A 17,235-nucleotide genomic window follows, 5' to 3' on the forward strand; every position below is an offset into this window, starting at 1 on the left:
TCACCGAACCGGGGATGTTCGCCCTGGTTCTGCACTCCCATCTGCCGTGGCTCGCCAACCACGGCAGATGGCCCGTCGGCGAGGAATGGATCTACCAGTCCTGGGCTGCGTCGTACATTCCGCTCGCCGCCGCGCTACGACGCCTGGCCGACGAGGGCCGATCGCACCTGCTGACGCTGGGAATCACGCCGGTGCTCGCGGCCCAGTTGGACGATCCCCACTGCCTCGCCGGTATGCATCACTGGCTCGGCAACTGGCAGATCCGTGCACACGAGGCCGCCGGCATGCCGGACGCAGCGCACCGCGAACTCGGAGCGCGCGAACACCGAGCGTCCGCAGCGGCTCTCGAAGATTTCGAGACTCATTGGCAGCACGGCGCCTCACCCGTGTTCCGCGACCTCATCGACCGCGAGGCCTTCGAGCTTCTCGGCGGGCCGCTGGCCCACCCGTTCCAACCGCTGCTCGACCCTCGCTTGCGTGCGTTCTCCCTCCGCGAAGGTCTCGCCGACGCGCATGCCCGGTGGAACCACACTCCGACCGGGATCTGGGGACCTGAGTGCGGGTACACCCCGGGCATGGAGCGCGGGTACGCCGAAGCGGGCGTCACCCACTTCATGGTCGACGGCCCCGCCTTGCGCGGCGACACGTCCCTCGGTCGCCCGGTTCGAGAATCCGACGTGGTTGCCTTCGGCCGCGACCTTCAGGTCAGCTACCGCGTCTGGTCCCCGAAATCCGGATATCCGGGTCACGCTGCTTACCGCGACTTCCACACCTACGACCACGAGACGGGTCTCAAGCCCTCGCGGGTCACCGGCCGGACCGTCGACTCCGCCGACAAGTTGCCGTACGACCCCGAACTCGCCGCCGCCGCCGTCGACAAGCATGTCGCCGACTTCGTCGAAACCGTTCGGGCGCGTCTGCGCAGTGAATCCACCCGCATCGGCCGCGACGCCCTCGTGGTCGCAGCATTCGACACCGAACTGTTCGGGCACTGGTGGCACGAAGGCCCGCAGTGGCTCGAGAAGCTCCTGCGCGCGCTTCCGGAAGCCGGAATTCGCGTCGGCACCCTCGCCGACGCCAAGGAATCGGGATACGTGGGCGAACCCGTTCAGCTCGAGGATTCGTCCTGGGGATCGGGCAAGGACTGGCGCGTATGGGCCGGCGATCAGGTGTCCGACCTCGTGCAACTGAACTCCGAGGTGGTCGATACCGCCCTCACCACCGTGGACAAGTCTCGCGGCCGCGACAACGCACCCGGCCGACCGGAACTGCGAAACCGGGTCAACGATCAGGTCCTTCGCGAGACACTGATGACAGTTTCGAGCGATTGGGCATTCATGGTGAGCAAGGATTCGGCCGCGGGGTACGCCCGTGAACGCGCACACAAGCACGCCCACGCGACCAGGGAAATCTCCGAAGCGCTCGTTTCCGGCCGCGATGCCGTGGCCGAGCGGCTGGCCGAAGGCTGGAATCGCGCCGACGGATTGTTCCCGGGGCTGGATGCTCGCCGTCTGCCTGACACAGAACTGGTGAACGGGAGCGCGTCGTGAAGATTCTCATCGTCTCGTGGGAGTACCCACCGGTCGTTGTCGGCGGCCTCGGCCGACACGTCCACCATCTCGCCACCGAGCTTGCGGCTGCAGGCCACGAAGTCGTGGTTCTCTCGCGCCGCCCCTCCGGCACCGATGCGTCGACGCACCCGACGGTCACGCACATCTCCGAAGGCGTACTGGTCGTCGCAGTGGCCGAGGACCCGGCACACTTCGTCTTCGGCGAGGACATGCTCGCGTGGACCCTCGCGATGGGTCACGCGATGGTCCGTGCCGGGATGGCGCTGCACAAGCCAGGAGTGGGCGAGGGCTGGCAACCGGACGTCGTGCACGCACACGACTGGCTGGTCGCACATCCGGCGATCGCCTTGGCCGAATTCTATGATGTCCCACTGGTTTCCACGCTTCACGCCACCGAGGCGGGTCGCCACAGCGGTTGGATCTCCGGACGCATCAACCGCCAGGTCCACTCGGTCGAGTGGTGGCTGGCAAACGAATCCGACTCTCTCATAACCTGTTCGGCGTCCATGCAGGAAGAAGTGACCGAACTCTACGGTCCGACGCTGCCGCCGATCACTGTCATCCGCAACGGAATCGACGTGACCACGTGGAGCTTTCGCGAACGTGGACCGCGGTCAGGGCCGCCGAAGCTCCTCTTCGTCGGCCGCCTGGAATACGAGAAGGGTGTGCAGGACGCTATCGCGGCACTCCCCCGAATCCGTCGTAGCCACCCCGGCACGACCCTCGCGATCGCGGGCGAAGGCACCCAGTTCACCTGGCTCTACCAACAGGCGCGCACACATCGCGTCGCGCGGGCAGTGGACTTTCTCGGCAACCTCGATCACGCGGAACTGCTCAGCTGGCTGCACGGAGCGGACGCCATCGTCCTGCCGTCGCGCTACGAGCCGTTCGGGATCATCGCCCTCGAAGCGGCGGCAGCCGGCACTCCGCTGATCACGTCCACAGCAGGCGGACTGGGCGAAGCGGTAGTCGACGGGGTGACCGGGATGTCGTTCCAACCGGGTGACATCGCCGGGCTCACCTCGGCGGTCCGCGAGGTTCTCGACGATCCCGCCGGGGCGCAGGAACGGGCAGTGGCCGCCCGGGCACGCCTGACGTCGGACTTCGACTGGCATCAGGTCGCCGAGGAGACTGCTCACGTCTACGCGGGCGCGAAGCGTCGGGTGCGGCAGCCGTTGGCGCGGCCGCAGATTCCCGAGCGGCCGCTCCCTGGTCGCTGAAGCGCTGACCTCAGCGGGTCGGGAGGGGCGCGGTGAAGCGAGAACTCGCATCCCCGAGCAGATGGCCTGGTGGCAACATCCGGCCACACAACACCAGCAACAAGTCCTGCGCCGCTCCGTGAACCTCGGCGCCGGCACCGTACGTCCAGTCTCGGTCGTCGGCGCGCAACCGAGCGCCGTCGAGGTCAGTTCCGAAATACTTCACGGTTTTGGGCGAGAGTCCGCTGAGCACACGAGTGAGCCGGTCTTCGGGCACCACGTAGTCGTCGCCGAGTGCCACGCGAATGTCCTGACCGTGAATCACGTCGTGTGAGAGTGCGCCCTCGAAGCCACCGCCCGGCGGCTTCCACGGGTGTGCGACGTTGTCGCGAAGCGAGGCAAGCAGTTGTTGCTCACCGACTTCCGACGCGTCGGCGAGCGCTCGCCGATTCGACATCTTGTTGAAGTTTCCGCGTGACTTGACCATTTCCACGACGAATCGCGGCGCCGAGTATCGGTAGGGCATGGTGATGTGCGCGATCACTTCGCGGACCCGCCACCCGTCGCACAGGGTCGGCGCGTTCCACTGCTCCGCGCTCAGGCCTTCGAGAAATCCCACCAGTTCGCGGCGCTGCGCCACGACCCATTCGGGTGTCTGTTCGCTCATGTCGGCACTCCTTTCACCGGCGCAGACTTTCGGCGCCGATACCGATACAGACCGGTGGCGGCGCCGAAAGTAATCGCTGGTTCTGCCAAAAAGTGAGCTACGACGTCGACGACGCGTCGGCAGCGTCCGCAGCAGCCTTCTTGCGTGCGATGTCCTCGAGTGCCGCGATGTACTTTGCACGATCGGCAGCGCCGGCTTCCCAATCGGACTTGCGGTTCTTGACCGCCTTCGCGGGCGAGCCGACCGCGATGCTGAAATCCGGGATGTCTCCCTTGACGACGGCGTGCGCACCGAGGACACAACCGCGTCCGACGCGGGTATTTCGCAGCACGGTGACCTTCGCTGCCACCCAGGTGTCCGGGCCGATACGGACGGGGCCCTTGACGATGCCCTGGTCCTTGATCGGTGTGTTGATGTCGTCCATGCGGTGGTCGAAGTCGCAGATGTAGCACCAGTCGGCTACGAGCGTCGACGCACCGATTTCGATGTCGAGGTAGGTGTTGACGACATTGTCCTTGCCGAAGACGACCTTGTCGCCGATGCGCAGCGAACCTTCGTGGCAACGGATCGCGTTGCCGTCGCCGATGTGTACCCAGCGCCCGATCTCGAGGCGGGACAGGTCGGGGGTCGAATGGATTTCGACGTTCTTGCCGAGGAACACCATGCCGCGCAGGATCACGTGCGGGTTGGCCATCTTGAACTTGGCGAGACGGTAGTACCGCACCAGATACCAGGGTGTGTACGCCTTGTTCGCCAGAACCCATTTGAGGGAATCGACCGTCAAGAACTTGGCCTGATCGCTGTCGCCTCGGCGTGATCCCCGCCATCGAGTGCGCAACGGTGCGCCCCACATGCTCGTCATGAGTGTTCAGCCTACGTGGGGCCGACTCACCGACCCTCGGGGTGTGCCCCGTCACGTTGCCCCGGTCGGGATAGTCTCTGGTCCGGGCTTGTGCAGTTACCGAGGGCTCTTGATCAAGTGAAGGCAGGGAGATTGTGATGCGGCGGGTCCTACGGTCGTCCGTGATGGTGTCGACGGCGATCGCTGCGGCCCTGATCGCCGGTTGCGGCAGCGACGACGGACGGGTGGACCGGTACGCGTCGGCGGGTTGGCCGGCCATGCATGCCGACGCCCGCAACAGCGACACGAGCCCGGTCACCGGATCACGCGATGTCGAGTTCGCATGGTCACGCCCTCTCGGCGGTCCGGTCGCCGCGTACGCCTCGGTGGCCGCGAACGGCCAGAGCTTCGTCACCGCCCGCACCGAGAACGGCTGCAATCTCTTCTCGTTCCAGATGGATACGGGTCGGAAGAAGTGGTGCGCTCGACTCAACGACGGAGTCGTCGCCTCGACGCCCATCGTCGACACGGCCACCAATGTCTACGTCGGCGAGAGCGGCGCGATGATGTCCTTCACCGAGACGGGTCAATTGCGTTGGCGCACGCTCGTTGTGGGCACTCCTCTCTCGTCGCAGTTCACCGGCGACGGAAACCTGTTGTTCATCACCCAATTGGGTCAGATCAACGTGCTCGACCCGCAGACCGGTGCCAAAGTGGTTCCGTCGTTCGACCTGATCCCGCCGCCGTCGATCGACCAGGGCGCAAATGCAGAACTCATTCCCGACAACAAGGGTTTGAACGAGTGCTTCCTCGGCACGTCCGGCTGCCCGGTGGCCAATACCCCGGCAGTGGACCTGGGCACCGGCAAGTTCTACTTCACCTTCTACGGACCCAGTTCTCGGGCAGCCGATCTGGTCGCCATGAAGTACACGGGCGGCGACAATCCGTCCATCACCCGCGAGTGGTCCACCGACGCGCTTCCCGGTGGAACGGCGTCGAGCCCGGACCTGTCGAAGGACGGCAAGACCGTCTACGCCACCGACAACAACGGATCTCTCTGGGCAGTGAACGCCGAAACCGGTGACACCAGGTGGAGTTACGACATCGGCTTCAACTCGGCCGGTAGTGCCTCGACGTCCGACGACGGTTTGATCATTCCCGCCGGCGGCGACAAGGGCCACCTCCTTGCCGTGCGCGACGAGGGAGATCACGCCGAACTGGCCTGGGAACGTAAAGACCTTCTGCAACTGGGTGTTCCGGCGCAGACCGCCGGCAACACCGGATACACCGTCGTCCGTGAGGGTGAGAACGGACTGAGCCTGATCACCTTCGACACCGAAACCGGTGAGACGGTGGATCAGGACACGTTGCCGGGAGCAGTCGGCTTCACCGTCGGCACCTCGATCGGCCCCAAGGGCGAAGTGTTGACGCCCAGCGCAATCGGTGAGCTGTTCGTCTTCAAGTGAGCTAGCGGGAAGCCTCACAGATGAAGGCCGACGCCGATCGTCCGATCCGCACGATCACGACACTCAGTGCAAGCGAGCCCTTGAGCTTGAGCCGTGGACGCAGGACTGCCGGGTCCACGTCGACTCCTCGCACCAAAATTTCGGCCACACCGCAGTCCCGCTTGGACAGTGTCTGTTTGAGCAGTTTCTCCGAGTACTTGATCTGCTCGAGGATCCGGAATCCGCGAACTCCCTCAGGGACGCTGTCACCGGTCAGATAAGCGATGCGTGGATCGAGCTGCCAGAGGCCGTGTCTGGCCGCGTAGTGGCGCACGAGGCCTGCTCGCACTACCGCTCCGTCCGGGTCGATGATCCACTCCCCCGGAGCTTGCTCCGGAATCACGTCGTCCTCGGCGTCGGTGATCGCCCACACGCTCCCGTCGGAGCGAAGCACCGAAGCTCGACGCGTGACGCCGGACTCGGCCAGTCCCGTCGACCACAGGCAGGCTTCCTTGACGCCGCCGTCGAGCGAGACGACCTCGACTTCCCCGTCCCAGCCCAGATTGTCGAAATCGAGTCCGGGAGCACACTTCACCGCGAGATCACGGCCGGAGTACGCCTCGATGAGGTCCGGTAGCGGCGGCATCAACGCTGCCGGATCGTGAGTGCGGCGACCGCCCGATCGCCGGGCGGGGTCCGCCAGTACGACGGTGTCGCGTGTCGTCGGGCGGAGCGCGTCGGCCCGCAACAACGCTGCGCTCGGCACATTGCGCTGTGCCATCGCCAGGCGAACGGAATCGATGTCGCTGCCGATCACGCGATGCGCAACTCCGGTCAAGGCATGCAGTTCGGCGCCGATTGAGCACGTCACGTCGTGGACGTCGCGCCCGATCAGACGCTGCGCGCGGTGCGCCGCCACAACACCGGGAGTGGCCTGCTGCATCGCGTCGTCCGTGAACAACCACTGATCACTGCCGGGCAGTTTCGAAGCGGCCTTGCGTCGAAGCAGGACGGTGTCCACGAGCGCAGGCATGTGATCACCGAAACGCGTACGCGCCCGGCCGATGTCGGCCAGACGCGTACGCGTGGACAGTTCGAGCTGATCCACCTCGGCCAAGGCAGCTACGCCGGAATCACTTCCGAGATAGTCGACGTCGCCGAGGGTGAAGTCATAACCCAATTCAGTTGCCGGGCTTCACGCCGGTGATCATGACGTTGTAGAAGAATCCGCGAGGAACGACGTGGCGGAGCACCTTCTCGTCGACCCAGCTGAGCGTCTTCCAACCACCGAAAGCGAAACGTCCCCAGCCCCAACCGAGCTTCTCCGGCGGAACAGCTGCTTCGAAGGTACGGACCGGCCATCCGAGAAGCGCCGCGGCGAATTCCTCGGTGGCAGCGTGGACCTGATCGGCTCCCGCGGACTTCGCCATGTTCTCGAGGTCGGTGGGGTCGAACGTGTGGATGTCGACGACTGCTTCGAGCGCTGCTGCGCGAGAGGACTCGTCGAGCTCTTCCTGCGGGCGACGCCAATCTGCCAGGAACGGCAGCTTGGTCACGCGTGTGGTTGCTTCCCACGTCGCGCGGCCGAGCCAGCGGGCGTAGAAGTTACCGACAGTCGTGGGCTCACCGGCGAAGACGAAACGGCCGCCGGGCTTGAGGACACGAAGGACCTCGCGCAGCGACTTCTCGACGTCGGGAATGTGGTGCAGCACGGCGTGGCCGACTACCAGGTCGAAGGTGTTGTCCTCGTACGGAATGGTCTCGGCATCGGCAACACGGCCGTCGACCGGAAGGCCGAGGCTTTCTGCATTGCGCAGTGCGACCTTGACCATGCCGGGCGAGAGGTCGGTGACCGAACCGGTCTTGGCGACTCCACCCTGCATCAGGTTCAGGAGGAAGAATCCGGTGCCGCAACCCAGTTCGAGGGCGCGCTCGTACGGGAGCGGCTGATCGCCCGCGACGGCGTCGAAACGACCACGTGCGTAGTCGATGCAGCGCTCGTCGTACGAGATGGACCACTTGTCGTCGTAGGTTTCGGCTTCCCAGTCGTGGTAGAGCACCTGGGCGAGCTTGGTGTCCTTACGAGCGGCCTCGACCTCTTCGGCCGTGGCGTGCGGCCGCGGCGCGGGGTCGACTACCGAGGTGTCGGTAGCGGCGGGCGGCGTGACGGTTGCGTCGTCATTCGGGCTGGCTGTCATGGCGGCTATCCTACTCGCTGGTAAGAGATGAACAAGTTCTAGTTTAGGGGAGCCTACTCGCCCGTGAACTCGGCCTTGCCCGGACCGTTGGCGATGAACGACTCCATGCCGATCGCCTGATCCTTGGTCGCGAACAATCCGGCGAACAGATGCTGCTCGATCTTGAGCCCGGATTCCAGGTCGGTGTTCAGACCCTCGTCGATGGCTGCCTTGGCAGCAGCCAACGCACGTGACGCTCCCCCGACGAACTGCGAGGCCCACGTGCGAGCGGCGGTGTACACGTCGTCGGGAGCGACGACCTCGTCGACCAAACCGATGGCCAACGCCTCGTCAGCCCCGACGAAACGGCCGGTGAAGACCAGATCCTTGGCCTTGGCCGGTCCGATCAGACGAGCCAGGCGCTGCGTTCCGCCGCCACCGGGAATGATTCCGAGCAGAATCTCCGGAACTCCGAGCTTGGCGTTGTCTCCGACGATCCGGCGATCGGCCGAGAGTGCAACTTCGAGTCCGCCACCGAGTGCGTATCCGGTGATCGCGGCAACGGTCGGCTTCGGGATCGACGCCACGGCGCCGAGTCCGGCCTGCATGCCACCGATGGCGTCACGGATCTGGCCGTAATCCATCTCGGCCATTTCCTTGACGTCGGCACCGGCTGCGAAGACTTTCTCGCCGCCGTAGACGATGACGGCCTTGACTGCCTTGTCGACGGTCGCAGCGTGTGCGGCAGCAGCCAACTCGTCCTGGACCTGACGGTTCAGAGCGTTCATGGGCGGGCGCGCCAGACGGATGGTGCCGATGCCTTCGGAAACCTCGAGAGTCACAAATTCAGCCATGATCGAGAGGTTACTTTGCCGCCTTGACCGACCACGGATGCGGCCCGGCGACGTAGTAACCGTCCTGATTCGGGAACTCGACGCGCAGAGTCTCCTCGTCGGTGATCAACGTAGGCAGGATGACGGGAATCTCCGGCTCGGCTGCGAGTATCTCCGCCACCGAACTGAACTTGGCCAATTCGGTGAGCTGACTCCACGTCGGCGGCAACAGGATGCTGCCACCCTCCCGCCAATGCGCCAGCGCGTCCCGCGGGCTCTGCCAACGCACCTCGGCGGCCTCGGAGGTGACCCCGTCCGCGATCTGTCCGGTCGGTGACGCTGCGACGAAAAAGCGCGTGTCGTAGCGGCGGGTCTCGCCCACCGGCGTGATCCAGTTCGCCCACGGCCGCAGCAGATCCGTTCGCAGGACCAGGTTCTCCTTCTTCAGGAAATCGCTGAACGACAGTTCGTGCTTTTCGAGAGCAACGCGGTCCTGTGCGTAGCCGGCCGTGTCCGCGACGACGGTGTCCGCGGTCGGTCCGGCGAGCAGAACGCCGCACTCCTCGAACGTTTCCCGCACCGCAGCCAAGACGAGAGCCTTCGCCCGAGCCACATCCGTGCTGAACCGCTCGGCCCACCACTCGACCGACGGTCCGGCCCACTCGACCTCTGCCGTCGCATCGGACTTGTCGACGCCTCCGCCGGGGAAGACCGTCATGCCCCCGGCAAACGCCATCCCCTGTACTCGTTGAAGCAGGAAGATCTCGATCCCGGATTCGGCATCGCGCACCAAGATGACGGTCGACGCATCCTTGGGCTCGGGGACAGCGTTTGCATTCTCGTTAGCCATGCTTCGCGAACCTACGCGATCTGTGATCTGGGCCGCATTTCAGGTCCCACTGAAGCTCACGCGCGATGAGCCCCGGACGGCCTCGCACGTCGTGCGAAGTATCTGCCGTCCGCCTTGTCGAGGCTGATGGACTGGCTGAATGCCGCGCTCAGATTTTCGGCGGTGATGACGTCGTCCAGAAGGCCCTGAGAGACGACCTCACCTTCCTTGAGAAGGAGTGCGTGAGTGAATCCCGGCGGGATCTCCTCGACGTGATGGGTGATCAGAACGGTTGCCGGGGCGTCCGGATCGGCAGCCAGTTCGGCGAGTCTGGCCACAAGTTCCTCACGTCCACCGAGATCGAGCCCGGCGGCGGGCTCGTCCAGGAGAAGAAGTTCGGGATCGGTCATCAAGGCTCGCGCGATGAGGACGCGCTTGCGCTCGCCTTCGGAAAGCGTCCCGTACGTGCGATCCGCCAGGTGCTCGGCGCCGAGGCTTTCGAGCATCTCCACAGCGCGCGAGGTGTCCATGGATTCGTACTCCTCGCGCCACCGACCGAGAACGGCGTAGCCCGCCGACACGACGAGGTCGCTGACCTTCTCGTCGCCGGGCACGCGGTTCGCCAACGACGACGAGGACAAACCGATTCGCGGGCGCAACTCGTTGACGTCGACCTTGCCGAGAACTTCGCCAAGGAGGTGGGCAGAACCACTGGTCGGGAAAGTCTCACCGGCCGCGATGCGCAGCAGCGAGGTCTTGCCGGCACCGTTGGGTCCGAGCACCACCCATCGCTCGTCCAGCTCCACTTTCCAGGTGACGGGCCCCACCAGAGTGGACCCTCCCCGACGGATGAGTACGTTGTCGAAATCGATGAGCAGATCTGGATCAGGTAGCGGCACCCGAACATCTTCCCGCACATTCTCCGGCCGTTCACGGCAGGATCATCTTGCGTGTCGCCTCTCATCGAAACTCGCACCCCGACGCCCGGGTCTCCGTTCCCACTCGGCGCCAACATCGTGGACTCCGGAACCCAGTTCGCGGTCCACGCACCAGCTGCGTCGAGCGTCCAGATCTGCCTGATCGACCAGGACGGAAACGAAGATCGCGTCGAACTCCGGCAACACACGTACGGAATCTGGCACGGGATCATCGCCGGGATCGGTGCGGGGCAGCGATACGGAATTCGGGCAAGCGGCCCGTGGAATCCGCGCGCCGGACTGAGACTGAACCCACACAAGCTGCTCATCGATCCGTGGGCGTGCCGCATCGAGGGGGAACTCGGTGACCACCGTACCCTCCTGTCGTACGCCGACGATCCTTTCGGCGACCCGTCTACCCTCGACTCGCTCGGCCACGTGCCGCTGTCCGTGGTGACTCCCGGCCTCGTGCCCGCCGGAGCCCGCCTCGAGACGCCGTGGGAGGAAAGCGTGATCTACGAACTGCATGTGGGCGCGTACACCGCCAGTCATCCAGGAGTACCCGCCGCCCACCGCGGAACGTACCTCGGCCTGACGGCACCGGCCGTGATCGATCACCTCGTCTCACTCGGCGTCACCGCCGTGGAACTGCTTCCCGTACAGGCGTTTCTGACCGAACAGAGCGTCCTCGAGCGAGGGATGCGCAACCACTGGGGATACTCGACGGCGTCGTACTTCGCCCCGCATCCCGGATACGCGGCAACTCCGGGCGGCGAAGTCACCGAGTTCCGGATCATGGTCGACGCACTACACGCGGCAGGCATCGAGGTCATCCTCGACGTCGCCTACAACCACACCTGCGAGCAGAGTGTCGACGGAATCAGCGTCAGCTGGCGAGGTTTGGACGGCCCCGGCTACTACCTTCTCGACGGCGACGGCCGCGACATCGACCTGACCGGGTGCGGCAACACGGTCGACGCCTGCTCCCCCATCGCCGTCCGCATGATCACCGACAGCCTCCGCTATTGGGCCACCGAAATGGGTGTCGACGGCTTCCGATTCGATCTCGCGAGCGCGTTGGGTAGGCCGCGCGGCGGCGGCTTCGACCAGCGGGCGTCCATCTTGTCGGCCATCTCCTCCGATCCGGTACTGACCCGGTGCAAGCTCATCGCCGAACCGTGGGATGCCACTGCCGACGGTTACCAGGTCGGAAACTTCGGACTCCAATGGTCGGAATGGAACGACAAGTACCGCAGCACTATTCGCCATTTCTGGAACGGCGGCTCCAGCGTCCGGAAGGTCGCGTCGCGCCTCGCCGGTTCCGAGGACATCTTTGCCGGCAGCGGCCGTCGCCCATGGGCGTCGATCAACTTCGTCACAGCGCACGACGGGTTCACCGCCGCCGATCTGGTCGCGTACAACCACAAGCACAACGAAGCCAACGGTGAAGACAATCGTGACGGCGCCGATCACAACGATTCGTTCAACCACGGAATCGAAGGCCCGAGCACCGATCCCGAGATTCAGGACGCCAGGGCACGTCATGTACGGGCGCTACTGGCCACGCTCGTGCTGTCGACAGGCACACCGATGCTCACCGCCGGAGACGAGTTCGGCCACAGTCTCGGCGGAAACAACAACGCGTATTGTGTTCCCACACTTGCCTCCCCAGCCGATTCGTGGGCCCTGGACTGGACGGCGGCCGATCAGTCGTTGGTGCAGTTCGTCTCCCGAGCGTTCGGATTACGCCGAGCGGCACCGGCGTTGCGTCAGCCCGAATTCTTCGAAGGCAGAAGAAGACTGGAGCACCCGGACCTCGTCTGGTTCGACGCTGCCGGCGTCGAGTTCGACGACACCGCATGGTACGACGAGAGTCACCGAACGCTGCAGGCCTGGATCGACGGAGCCGACGTTCGGTCTCACACTCGAACCGGGCGCCCACTCGGTGACGACAGTTGGCTCCTGATCCTGCATTCCGGTGGACCGGTTCAGGTCACCGTCGGCACCCCGGAATGGTTCGACGGCACATTGACTGCATCGTTCGATTCGGCGTCACCGACCGGCGAACCCGCCTCCACGGCCGAAGTTCCCGTCGGCACGGAGATCTCATTGACCGGACCCACGGTCTTGGCCTTACGTTCCGTGACACGTCCGCCGGTAACCGCTGCTGTCATGGAATCCGGCAGCACCTTGATCAGTAATTGAATGGTCGGCCCGATCCCGAAGGCGTACAACACTGTTCCGACGCCAACCGTTCCACCGAGGAGCCATCCGGTAGCGAGGACCGCGATTTCGATGCTGGTTCGCACGAGCCTGACCGACAAGCCGGTGCGCGCCACCAGTCCTGTCATCAACCCGTCGCGGGGACCGGGCCCCATGCCTGCGCCGATGTAGAGAACGCTGGCCAGTCCGTTGAGGAGGATTCCCGCGACCATGATCGCGGCGCGAACTGGCATGGAATCAAAGACCGGCAAGAAGGCCAGTGAAGTATCCACCGAGATTGCAATTACCACGACATTGGCGACCGTGCCGAACCCTGGCCGCTGACGGATCGGAATCCAGAGCAGCAGTACCACCGCACCGGTAATCGCAGTGATCACGCCGAAACTGAGCGAAACATGCTCGGCCACGCCCTGATGGAACACATCCCAGGGGTCCAGTCCGAGGCCGGCTGTGATCATCATGGCCATCGAGAAGCCGTACAACCACAGACCAACGAACAGCGAGGCGAATCTCCGTATCAACACTCGACCATCTTGAAGGCCACTGGACTGTTCATCCATAGCCAAGTTGTCGATACTGGACTGGTCGGTTAGGTCTCTACGGAACCGCGATGACTGTCATGGAGCCTGGTGCCACTTCCGTGAAGCCCGCATCACGAACCGCGACAGCCTCCGACCGCTTCAATCGGTCTACTGCCTCGGCCCACTGTTTCGGACTTGCGTCGCGTACCGAGCAGCGAAAGTCGTTCTGCGCCCATACCCAGCACTGTTTCTCGGACATGGCCGCTGCCAACAACATCGAGGCATGCCCTACCTGTGCCGACGCCTTGCCTACCGTCATCTCGAGCGCCGAGTCGATCCACAGCACCGGAAGACCGGGCTCTGGCTGGCCAGGCTCGTCGTGCTCCAGGTCGGTGCCACCGATCTGCAACTTCTTGATTCGCGGGTCCAGTTCTCCGACCGGCCCGGGAACTAGAGCCCGCGCCTGGGCGCCATCCACGTCGACGGTGATTCCCGGTACCTCTTGCGCGGCGAGCCACTGGGCTCCACGCGCTCGGCGAGACACTTTCCGGATCCGGGCACCCACCCACGCCGAATAGTCCTCGTGCCACGGGCCGGGCTCCCCGTCTTCGGTGAACCCGACGCGTTCGTCCAGGCACAGCGCCACTGCCGCCGTTGCGGCAGCCTCGAGCAGTGCAGTGCGCTTCGGCGGGTCTGCCTTCGGGATGTGGAGAATGATCGGCATCGCCAACACCAGTGCCGGATCCGCGGGATCGTCTCGCCCACCGTACCCAGCGGCCAACACCGCGTGGCGCTCGCGCCAGCGAGAATCGGGGCCGGACTTCACTGCTGGATCGGAACTGACTGCTGGATCGGAACTCATGGAATCGGAACGCGTCGTACGCCACCGTCGACGGCGTCCGCAGCCTCGACCTCGTCGCGGGTCACACCGAGAATGAACAGCACAGCATCGAGGAAGGGATGCGACAAAGCCGCGTCCGCGACCTCCCGCAACGCGGGCTTGGCGTTGAACGCCACACCCAGTCCCGCGGCGTTGAGCATATCGATGTCGTTGGCACCGTCACCGACGGCGACAGTCTGTTCCATCGGCACACCGACCTGATCGGCGAACTTGCGCAACGCGACGGCCTTCGCGGCGCGGTCGACGATTTCACCGATCACACGTCCGGTCAGCTTGCCGTCGACGATCTCGAGGGTGTTGGCGTGCACGAAGTCCAGTTCGAGTTCGTGTGCGAGGCCTTCGATGACCTGGCGGAAACCGCCGGACACCACGCCGCAGTGGAATCCGAGGCGGCGCAGGGTACGGATCGTGGTGCGCGCACCCGGCGTCAGTTCGATGCTCTCTGCCACCTCGTCGATGACGGAGGCATCGAGACCGGCGAGTGTCGCCACACGCTGGTGCAGTGATTCGGTGAAGTCGATCTCGCCGCGCATCGCAGCTTCGGTCACGGCGCGGACCTCGTCCTCGACGCCGGCCTTCGCGGCGAGCATCTCGATGACCTCGCCCTGTACGAGCGTCGAGTCCACGTCGAACACGATCAGTCGCTTGGCCCGGCGAGCCAGTCCTGCGCGCTCGACTGCGATGTCGACGTTTTCGAGCGCGGCGACCTCGGCGAGTCCGGTACGCAGCTTCGCGTCGCCGTCGACAGTATCGGCTGCGCTGACGCTGAGTTCGAGGCCGGTGACCGGATAGTCGGCGACACCACGGATGGAGTCGATGTTGGCGCCCTGCTTCGCGAGTTCGCGTGCCACCGAACGCATTGCGCGGGCATTGACGGGGCTGCCGAGAACAACGACCGCGTGAGTGGACACTGCAGGTCGACCTGGATCGGCACCGATTTCGATGTCGACGTTCATTCCGACCGTCGCCATCGCCTGTTCGAGCTCTTCCTGAAGGGCTTCGGGATCGTTCGGGCAGGCCACCATGACGCCGAGTGTCAGTCGACCTCGAATCACCACCTGCTCCACGTCGAGTAGACGCACATCGTGCCGCGACAGCGCCGCGAACAGTACCGAGGTGACGCCAGGGCGGTCCGGCCCGGTCACAGTCACCAGAACAGTGGTGTCAGAGGCACCCACCGAAAACTCCGATCGTTTCTTCGTTCGCGTCTTGATCGTCACTATTGTGCCAAGCGAAAGGCCCCACCCGTTACTCGGGCGGGGCCTTCGCTGATTACTTCAGTGTGTTACTTCGCTCAGGAGCGGCTGTCGGTGCCGGGGTCGCCTTCGTCCCCGACTGTGAGCGGCTCGTGACGAGCATCTTCGAGCACGGTGCTGGCGTTCTTCCCACCGTGACCGGGGCCGACGTGCGCTTCTGCGCGCATTCGCTCCACCATGTGCGGGTAGTGCAGCTCGAAGGCCGGACGCTCGCTGCGGATGCGCGGCAACTCGGTGAAGTTGTGACGCGGCGGCGGGCAGGTTGTCGCCCACTCGAGCGAGTTTCCGTAGCCCCACGGATCGTCGACGGTGACCACTTCGCCGTAGCGGTAACTCTTGAAGACGTTCCAGATGAACGGGAGCGTCGAGGCACCGAGTACGAACGCGAAGATCGTGGACACCGAGTTCAGCACCGTGAATCCGTCCGAGGGCAGGTAGTCGGCGTAACGACGCGGCATACCTTCGGCACCGAGCCAGTGCTGGACGAGGAACGTGCCGTGGAAGCCGACGAATGTGGTCCAGAAGTGCCACTTGCCGAGGCGCTCGTCCATCATGCGGCCGGTCATCTTCGGGAACCAGAAGTAGATACCGGCGTACGTGGCGAACACGACCGTACCGAAGACCACGTAGTGGAAGTGGGCGACGACGAAGTAGCTGTCCGTGACGTGGAAGTCGAGCGGCGGGCTCGCGAGGATGACGCCCGACAGACCACCGAAGAGGAAAGTGATCAGGAAGCCGATCGAGAACAGCATCGGTGATTCGAAGGTCAATTGCCCCTTCCACATCGTTCCGATCCAGTTGAAGATCTTCACACCTGTCGGCACAGCGATCAGGAATGTCATGAACGAGAAGTACGGCAGGAGAACAGCGCCTGTTGCGTACATGTGGTGAGCCCACACAGCGATCGACAGAGCGGCGATGGCCAACGTTGCGTACACCAGGCCGCTGTAGCCGAAGATCGGCTTACGGCTGAAGACCGGGAAGATCTCCGAGACGATGCCGAAGAACGGCAACGCGATGATGTACACCTCGGGGTGACCGAAGAACCAGAACAGGTGCTGCCACAGGAGCACACCGCCCGTTGCCGGGTCGAAGATGTGTCCACCGAGATGGCGGTCGACGAACAGGCCCATGAATGCAGCGGTCAGCAGCGGGAACGCCAGCAGGATCAGGATGCTGGTGATGAAGATGTTCCAGGTGAAGATCGGCATGCGGAACATGGTCATACCGGGTGCGCGCAGGCAAATCACGGTGGTGACCATGTTGACGCCACCGAGGATGGTGCCGAGGCCGGCGACAGCCAGACCCAAGACCCACAGGTCGGCGCCGACGCCGGGGCTGTGCAGCGCGCTGGTCAGCGGCGTGTATGCCGTCCAACCGAAGTCTGCTGCGCCACCGGGCGTGACGAATCCGGCCGTCGTGATGATCGCGCCGAACAGGTACAGCCAGTAGCTGAACGCGTTCAGACGCGGGAACGCGACGTCGGGTGCACCGATCTGGAGCGGAAGAATGTAGTTCGCGAAGCCGAAGACGATCGGGGTCGCGTACAGCAGCAGCATGATCGTGCCGTGCATGGTGAACAGCTGGTTGAACTGTTCGTTGGAAAGGAACTGCATGCCGGGTACAGCAAGTTCGGCACGCATCATCAGTGCCATGAGGCCACCGATGAGGAAGAAGGCGATGGAAGTCGCCAAGTACATGATTCCGAGCACCTTGGGATCGGTGGTCGTGATCATCTTGAAAATGAATGAGCCCTTGGGTCCCTGCCGCGGCGGGTAAGGCCTGGCCGGCGCTATCGTGGGGACTGGCTGGGGCGCTACGGCAGTCACTGATCCTCCTGAATGTGCCTTTGGTC

General features: G+C 64.4%; 14 protein-coding genes and 1 pseudogene. 4 read left to right on the plus strand and 11 right to left on the minus strand.

Annotated features, from left to right (window positions below):
* Positions 1 to 14: 14 nt before the first annotated feature.
* Entirely contained in the window at positions 15 to 1,550 is a 1,536-nt protein-coding gene (locus tag QM596_RS13455) for a 1,4-alpha-glucan branching protein domain-containing protein (RefSeq protein ID WP_021343881.1), read from the plus strand.
* Positions 1,547 to 2,791: a glycosyltransferase family 4 protein gene (locus tag QM596_RS13460; protein WP_021343880.1), complete on the plus strand. Its 1,245-nt coding sequence runs from the start codon at positions 1,547 to 1,549 to the stop codon at positions 2,789 to 2,791. Before QM596_RS13455 ends, QM596_RS13460 begins: the two co-directional genes overlap by 4 nt.
* 10 nt (positions 2,792 to 2,801) lie before the next feature.
* Here the strand turns inward: QM596_RS13460 and QM596_RS13465 are convergent, their stop codons facing one another.
* Positions 2,802 to 3,437 carry a maleylpyruvate isomerase family mycothiol-dependent enzyme gene (locus tag QM596_RS13465; RefSeq protein WP_019747902.1) on the minus strand — a complete coding sequence of 212 codons (636 nt, stop codon included), beginning with the start codon at positions 3,435 to 3,437 and terminating at the stop codon, positions 2,802 to 2,804.
* A 97-nt stretch (positions 3,438 to 3,534) separates the two neighbouring features.
* A complete protein-coding gene (locus tag QM596_RS13470; protein ID WP_019747901.1) occupies positions 3,535 to 4,299 on the minus strand; it encodes an acyltransferase in 765 nt (254 codons plus the stop codon).
* Positions 4,300 to 4,436: 137 nt separating this feature from the next.
* Between QM596_RS13470 and QM596_RS13475 the strand changes: the two genes are divergently transcribed.
* The gene (locus QM596_RS13475) at positions 4,437 to 5,744 is read left to right on the plus strand and encodes an outer membrane protein assembly factor BamB family protein (RefSeq protein WP_029255097.1); all 1,308 of its coding nucleotides are present in this window, start codon (positions 4,437 to 4,439) and stop codon (positions 5,742 to 5,744) included.
* A 1-nt stretch (position 5,745) separates the two neighbouring features.
* Here QM596_RS13475 and QM596_RS13480 read toward each other — a convergent pair whose 3' ends face one another.
* The 5 genes from QM596_RS13480 to QM596_RS13500 are packed head-to-tail and all read right to left on the minus strand — an operon-like array spanning position 5,746 to position 10,461.
* A complete protein-coding gene (locus QM596_RS13480) occupies positions 5,746 to 6,903 on the minus strand; it encodes a THUMP-like domain-containing protein (protein ID WP_283309193.1) in 1,158 nt (385 codons plus the stop codon).
* Position 6,904: 1 nt separating this feature from the next.
* Positions 6,905 to 7,921, minus strand: coding sequence for a class I SAM-dependent methyltransferase (locus QM596_RS13485; protein ID WP_003944733.1), 1,017 nt, complete (start codon positions 7,919 to 7,921; stop codon positions 6,905 to 6,907).
* Positions 7,922 to 7,974: 53 nt separating this feature from the next.
* A complete protein-coding gene (locus QM596_RS13490; protein ID WP_003944701.1) occupies positions 7,975 to 8,754 on the minus strand; it encodes an enoyl-CoA hydratase/isomerase family protein in 780 nt (259 codons plus the stop codon).
* Between the two features lie 10 nt (positions 8,755 to 8,764).
* The gene (locus QM596_RS13495; protein WP_080910888.1) at positions 8,765 to 9,583 is read right to left on the minus strand and encodes an NUDIX hydrolase; all 819 of its coding nucleotides are present in this window, start codon (positions 9,581 to 9,583) and stop codon (positions 8,765 to 8,767) included.
* A 56-nt stretch (positions 9,584 to 9,639) separates the two neighbouring features.
* Complete coding sequence (locus QM596_RS13500) at positions 9,640 to 10,461, minus strand: ABC transporter ATP-binding protein (RefSeq protein WP_003944728.1); 822 nt, start codon at positions 10,459 to 10,461, stop codon at positions 9,640 to 9,642.
* A gap of 51 nt (positions 10,462 to 10,512) precedes the next feature.
* On the opposite strand from QM596_RS13500, the pseudogene glgX reads away from it, so the two are divergent.
* Positions 10,513 to 12,555 (plus strand): annotated as a pseudogene (glgX, locus tag QM596_RS13505) (glycogen debranching protein GlgX); the annotation flags it as partial.
* Here glgX and yczE read toward each other — a convergent pair.
* The 4 genes from yczE to ctaD all read right to left on the minus strand — a co-directional run bounded on the left by yczE (position 12,468) and on the right by ctaD (position 17,209).
* Positions 12,468 to 13,262 carry a membrane protein YczE gene (yczE, locus tag QM596_RS13510; RefSeq protein WP_029255092.1) on the minus strand — a complete coding sequence of 265 codons (795 nt, stop codon included), beginning with the start codon at positions 13,260 to 13,262 and terminating at the stop codon, positions 12,468 to 12,470. The pseudogene glgX and the gene yczE sit on opposite strands and share 88 nt — an antisense overlap.
* A 37-nt stretch (positions 13,263 to 13,299) precedes the next feature.
* Positions 13,300 to 14,085, minus strand: coding sequence for a peptidyl-tRNA hydrolase (locus QM596_RS13515; RefSeq protein WP_084326023.1), 786 nt, complete (start codon positions 14,083 to 14,085; stop codon positions 13,300 to 13,302).
* On the minus strand, positions 14,082 to 15,302 hold the full coding sequence (serB, locus tag QM596_RS13520; RefSeq protein ID WP_020969288.1) for a phosphoserine phosphatase SerB: 1,221 nt from the start codon (positions 15,300 to 15,302) through the stop codon (positions 14,082 to 14,084). Before serB ends, QM596_RS13515 begins: the two co-directional genes overlap by 4 nt.
* A gap of 116 nt (positions 15,303 to 15,418) precedes the next feature.
* Positions 15,419 to 17,209, minus strand: coding sequence for an aa3-type cytochrome oxidase subunit I (gene ctaD / locus QM596_RS13525; protein ID WP_020907234.1), 1,791 nt, complete (start codon positions 17,207 to 17,209; stop codon positions 15,419 to 15,421).
* Between the last annotated feature and the right edge of the window lie 26 nt (positions 17,210 to 17,235).

Source organism: Rhodococcus sp. IEGM 1406, assembly GCF_030056745.1.
GTDB classification, from domain to species: domain Bacteria; phylum Actinomycetota; class Actinomycetes; order Mycobacteriales; family Mycobacteriaceae; genus Rhodococcus_F; species Rhodococcus_F erythropolis.

Bases quoted from the DNA above. Each gene is read 5' to 3' on its own strand.
- QM596_RS13475 (WP_029255097.1), top strand. From the start codon at position 4,437: ATGCGGCGGGTCCTACGGTCGTCCGTGATGGTGTCGACGGCGATCGCT.
- QM596_RS13490 (WP_003944701.1), bottom strand. From the start codon at position 8,754: ATGGCTGAATTTGTGACTCTCGAGGTTTCCGAAGGCATCGGCACCATC.
- QM596_RS13470 (WP_019747901.1), bottom strand. From the start codon at position 4,299: ATGACGAGCATGTGGGGCGCACCGTTGCGCACTCGATGGCGGGGATCA.
- QM596_RS13515 (WP_084326023.1), bottom strand. From the start codon at position 14,085: ATGAGTTCCGATCCAGCAGTCAGTTCCGATCCAGCAGTGAAGTCCGGC.
- yczE (WP_029255092.1), bottom strand. From the start codon at position 13,262: ATGGATGAACAGTCCAGTGGCCTTCAAGATGGTCGAGTGTTGATACGG.
- QM596_RS13485 (WP_003944733.1), bottom strand. From the start codon at position 7,921: ATGACAGCCAGCCCGAATGACGACGCAACCGTCACGCCGCCCGCCGCT.
- QM596_RS13455 (WP_021343881.1), top strand. From the start codon at position 15: ATGTTCGCCCTGGTTCTGCACTCCCATCTGCCGTGGCTCGCCAACCAC.
- QM596_RS13465 (WP_019747902.1), bottom strand. From the start codon at position 3,437: ATGAGCGAACAGACACCCGAATGGGTCGTGGCGCAGCGCCGCGAACTG.
- QM596_RS13495 (WP_080910888.1), bottom strand. From the start codon at position 9,583: ATGGCTAACGAGAATGCAAACGCTGTCCCCGAGCCCAAGGATGCGTCG.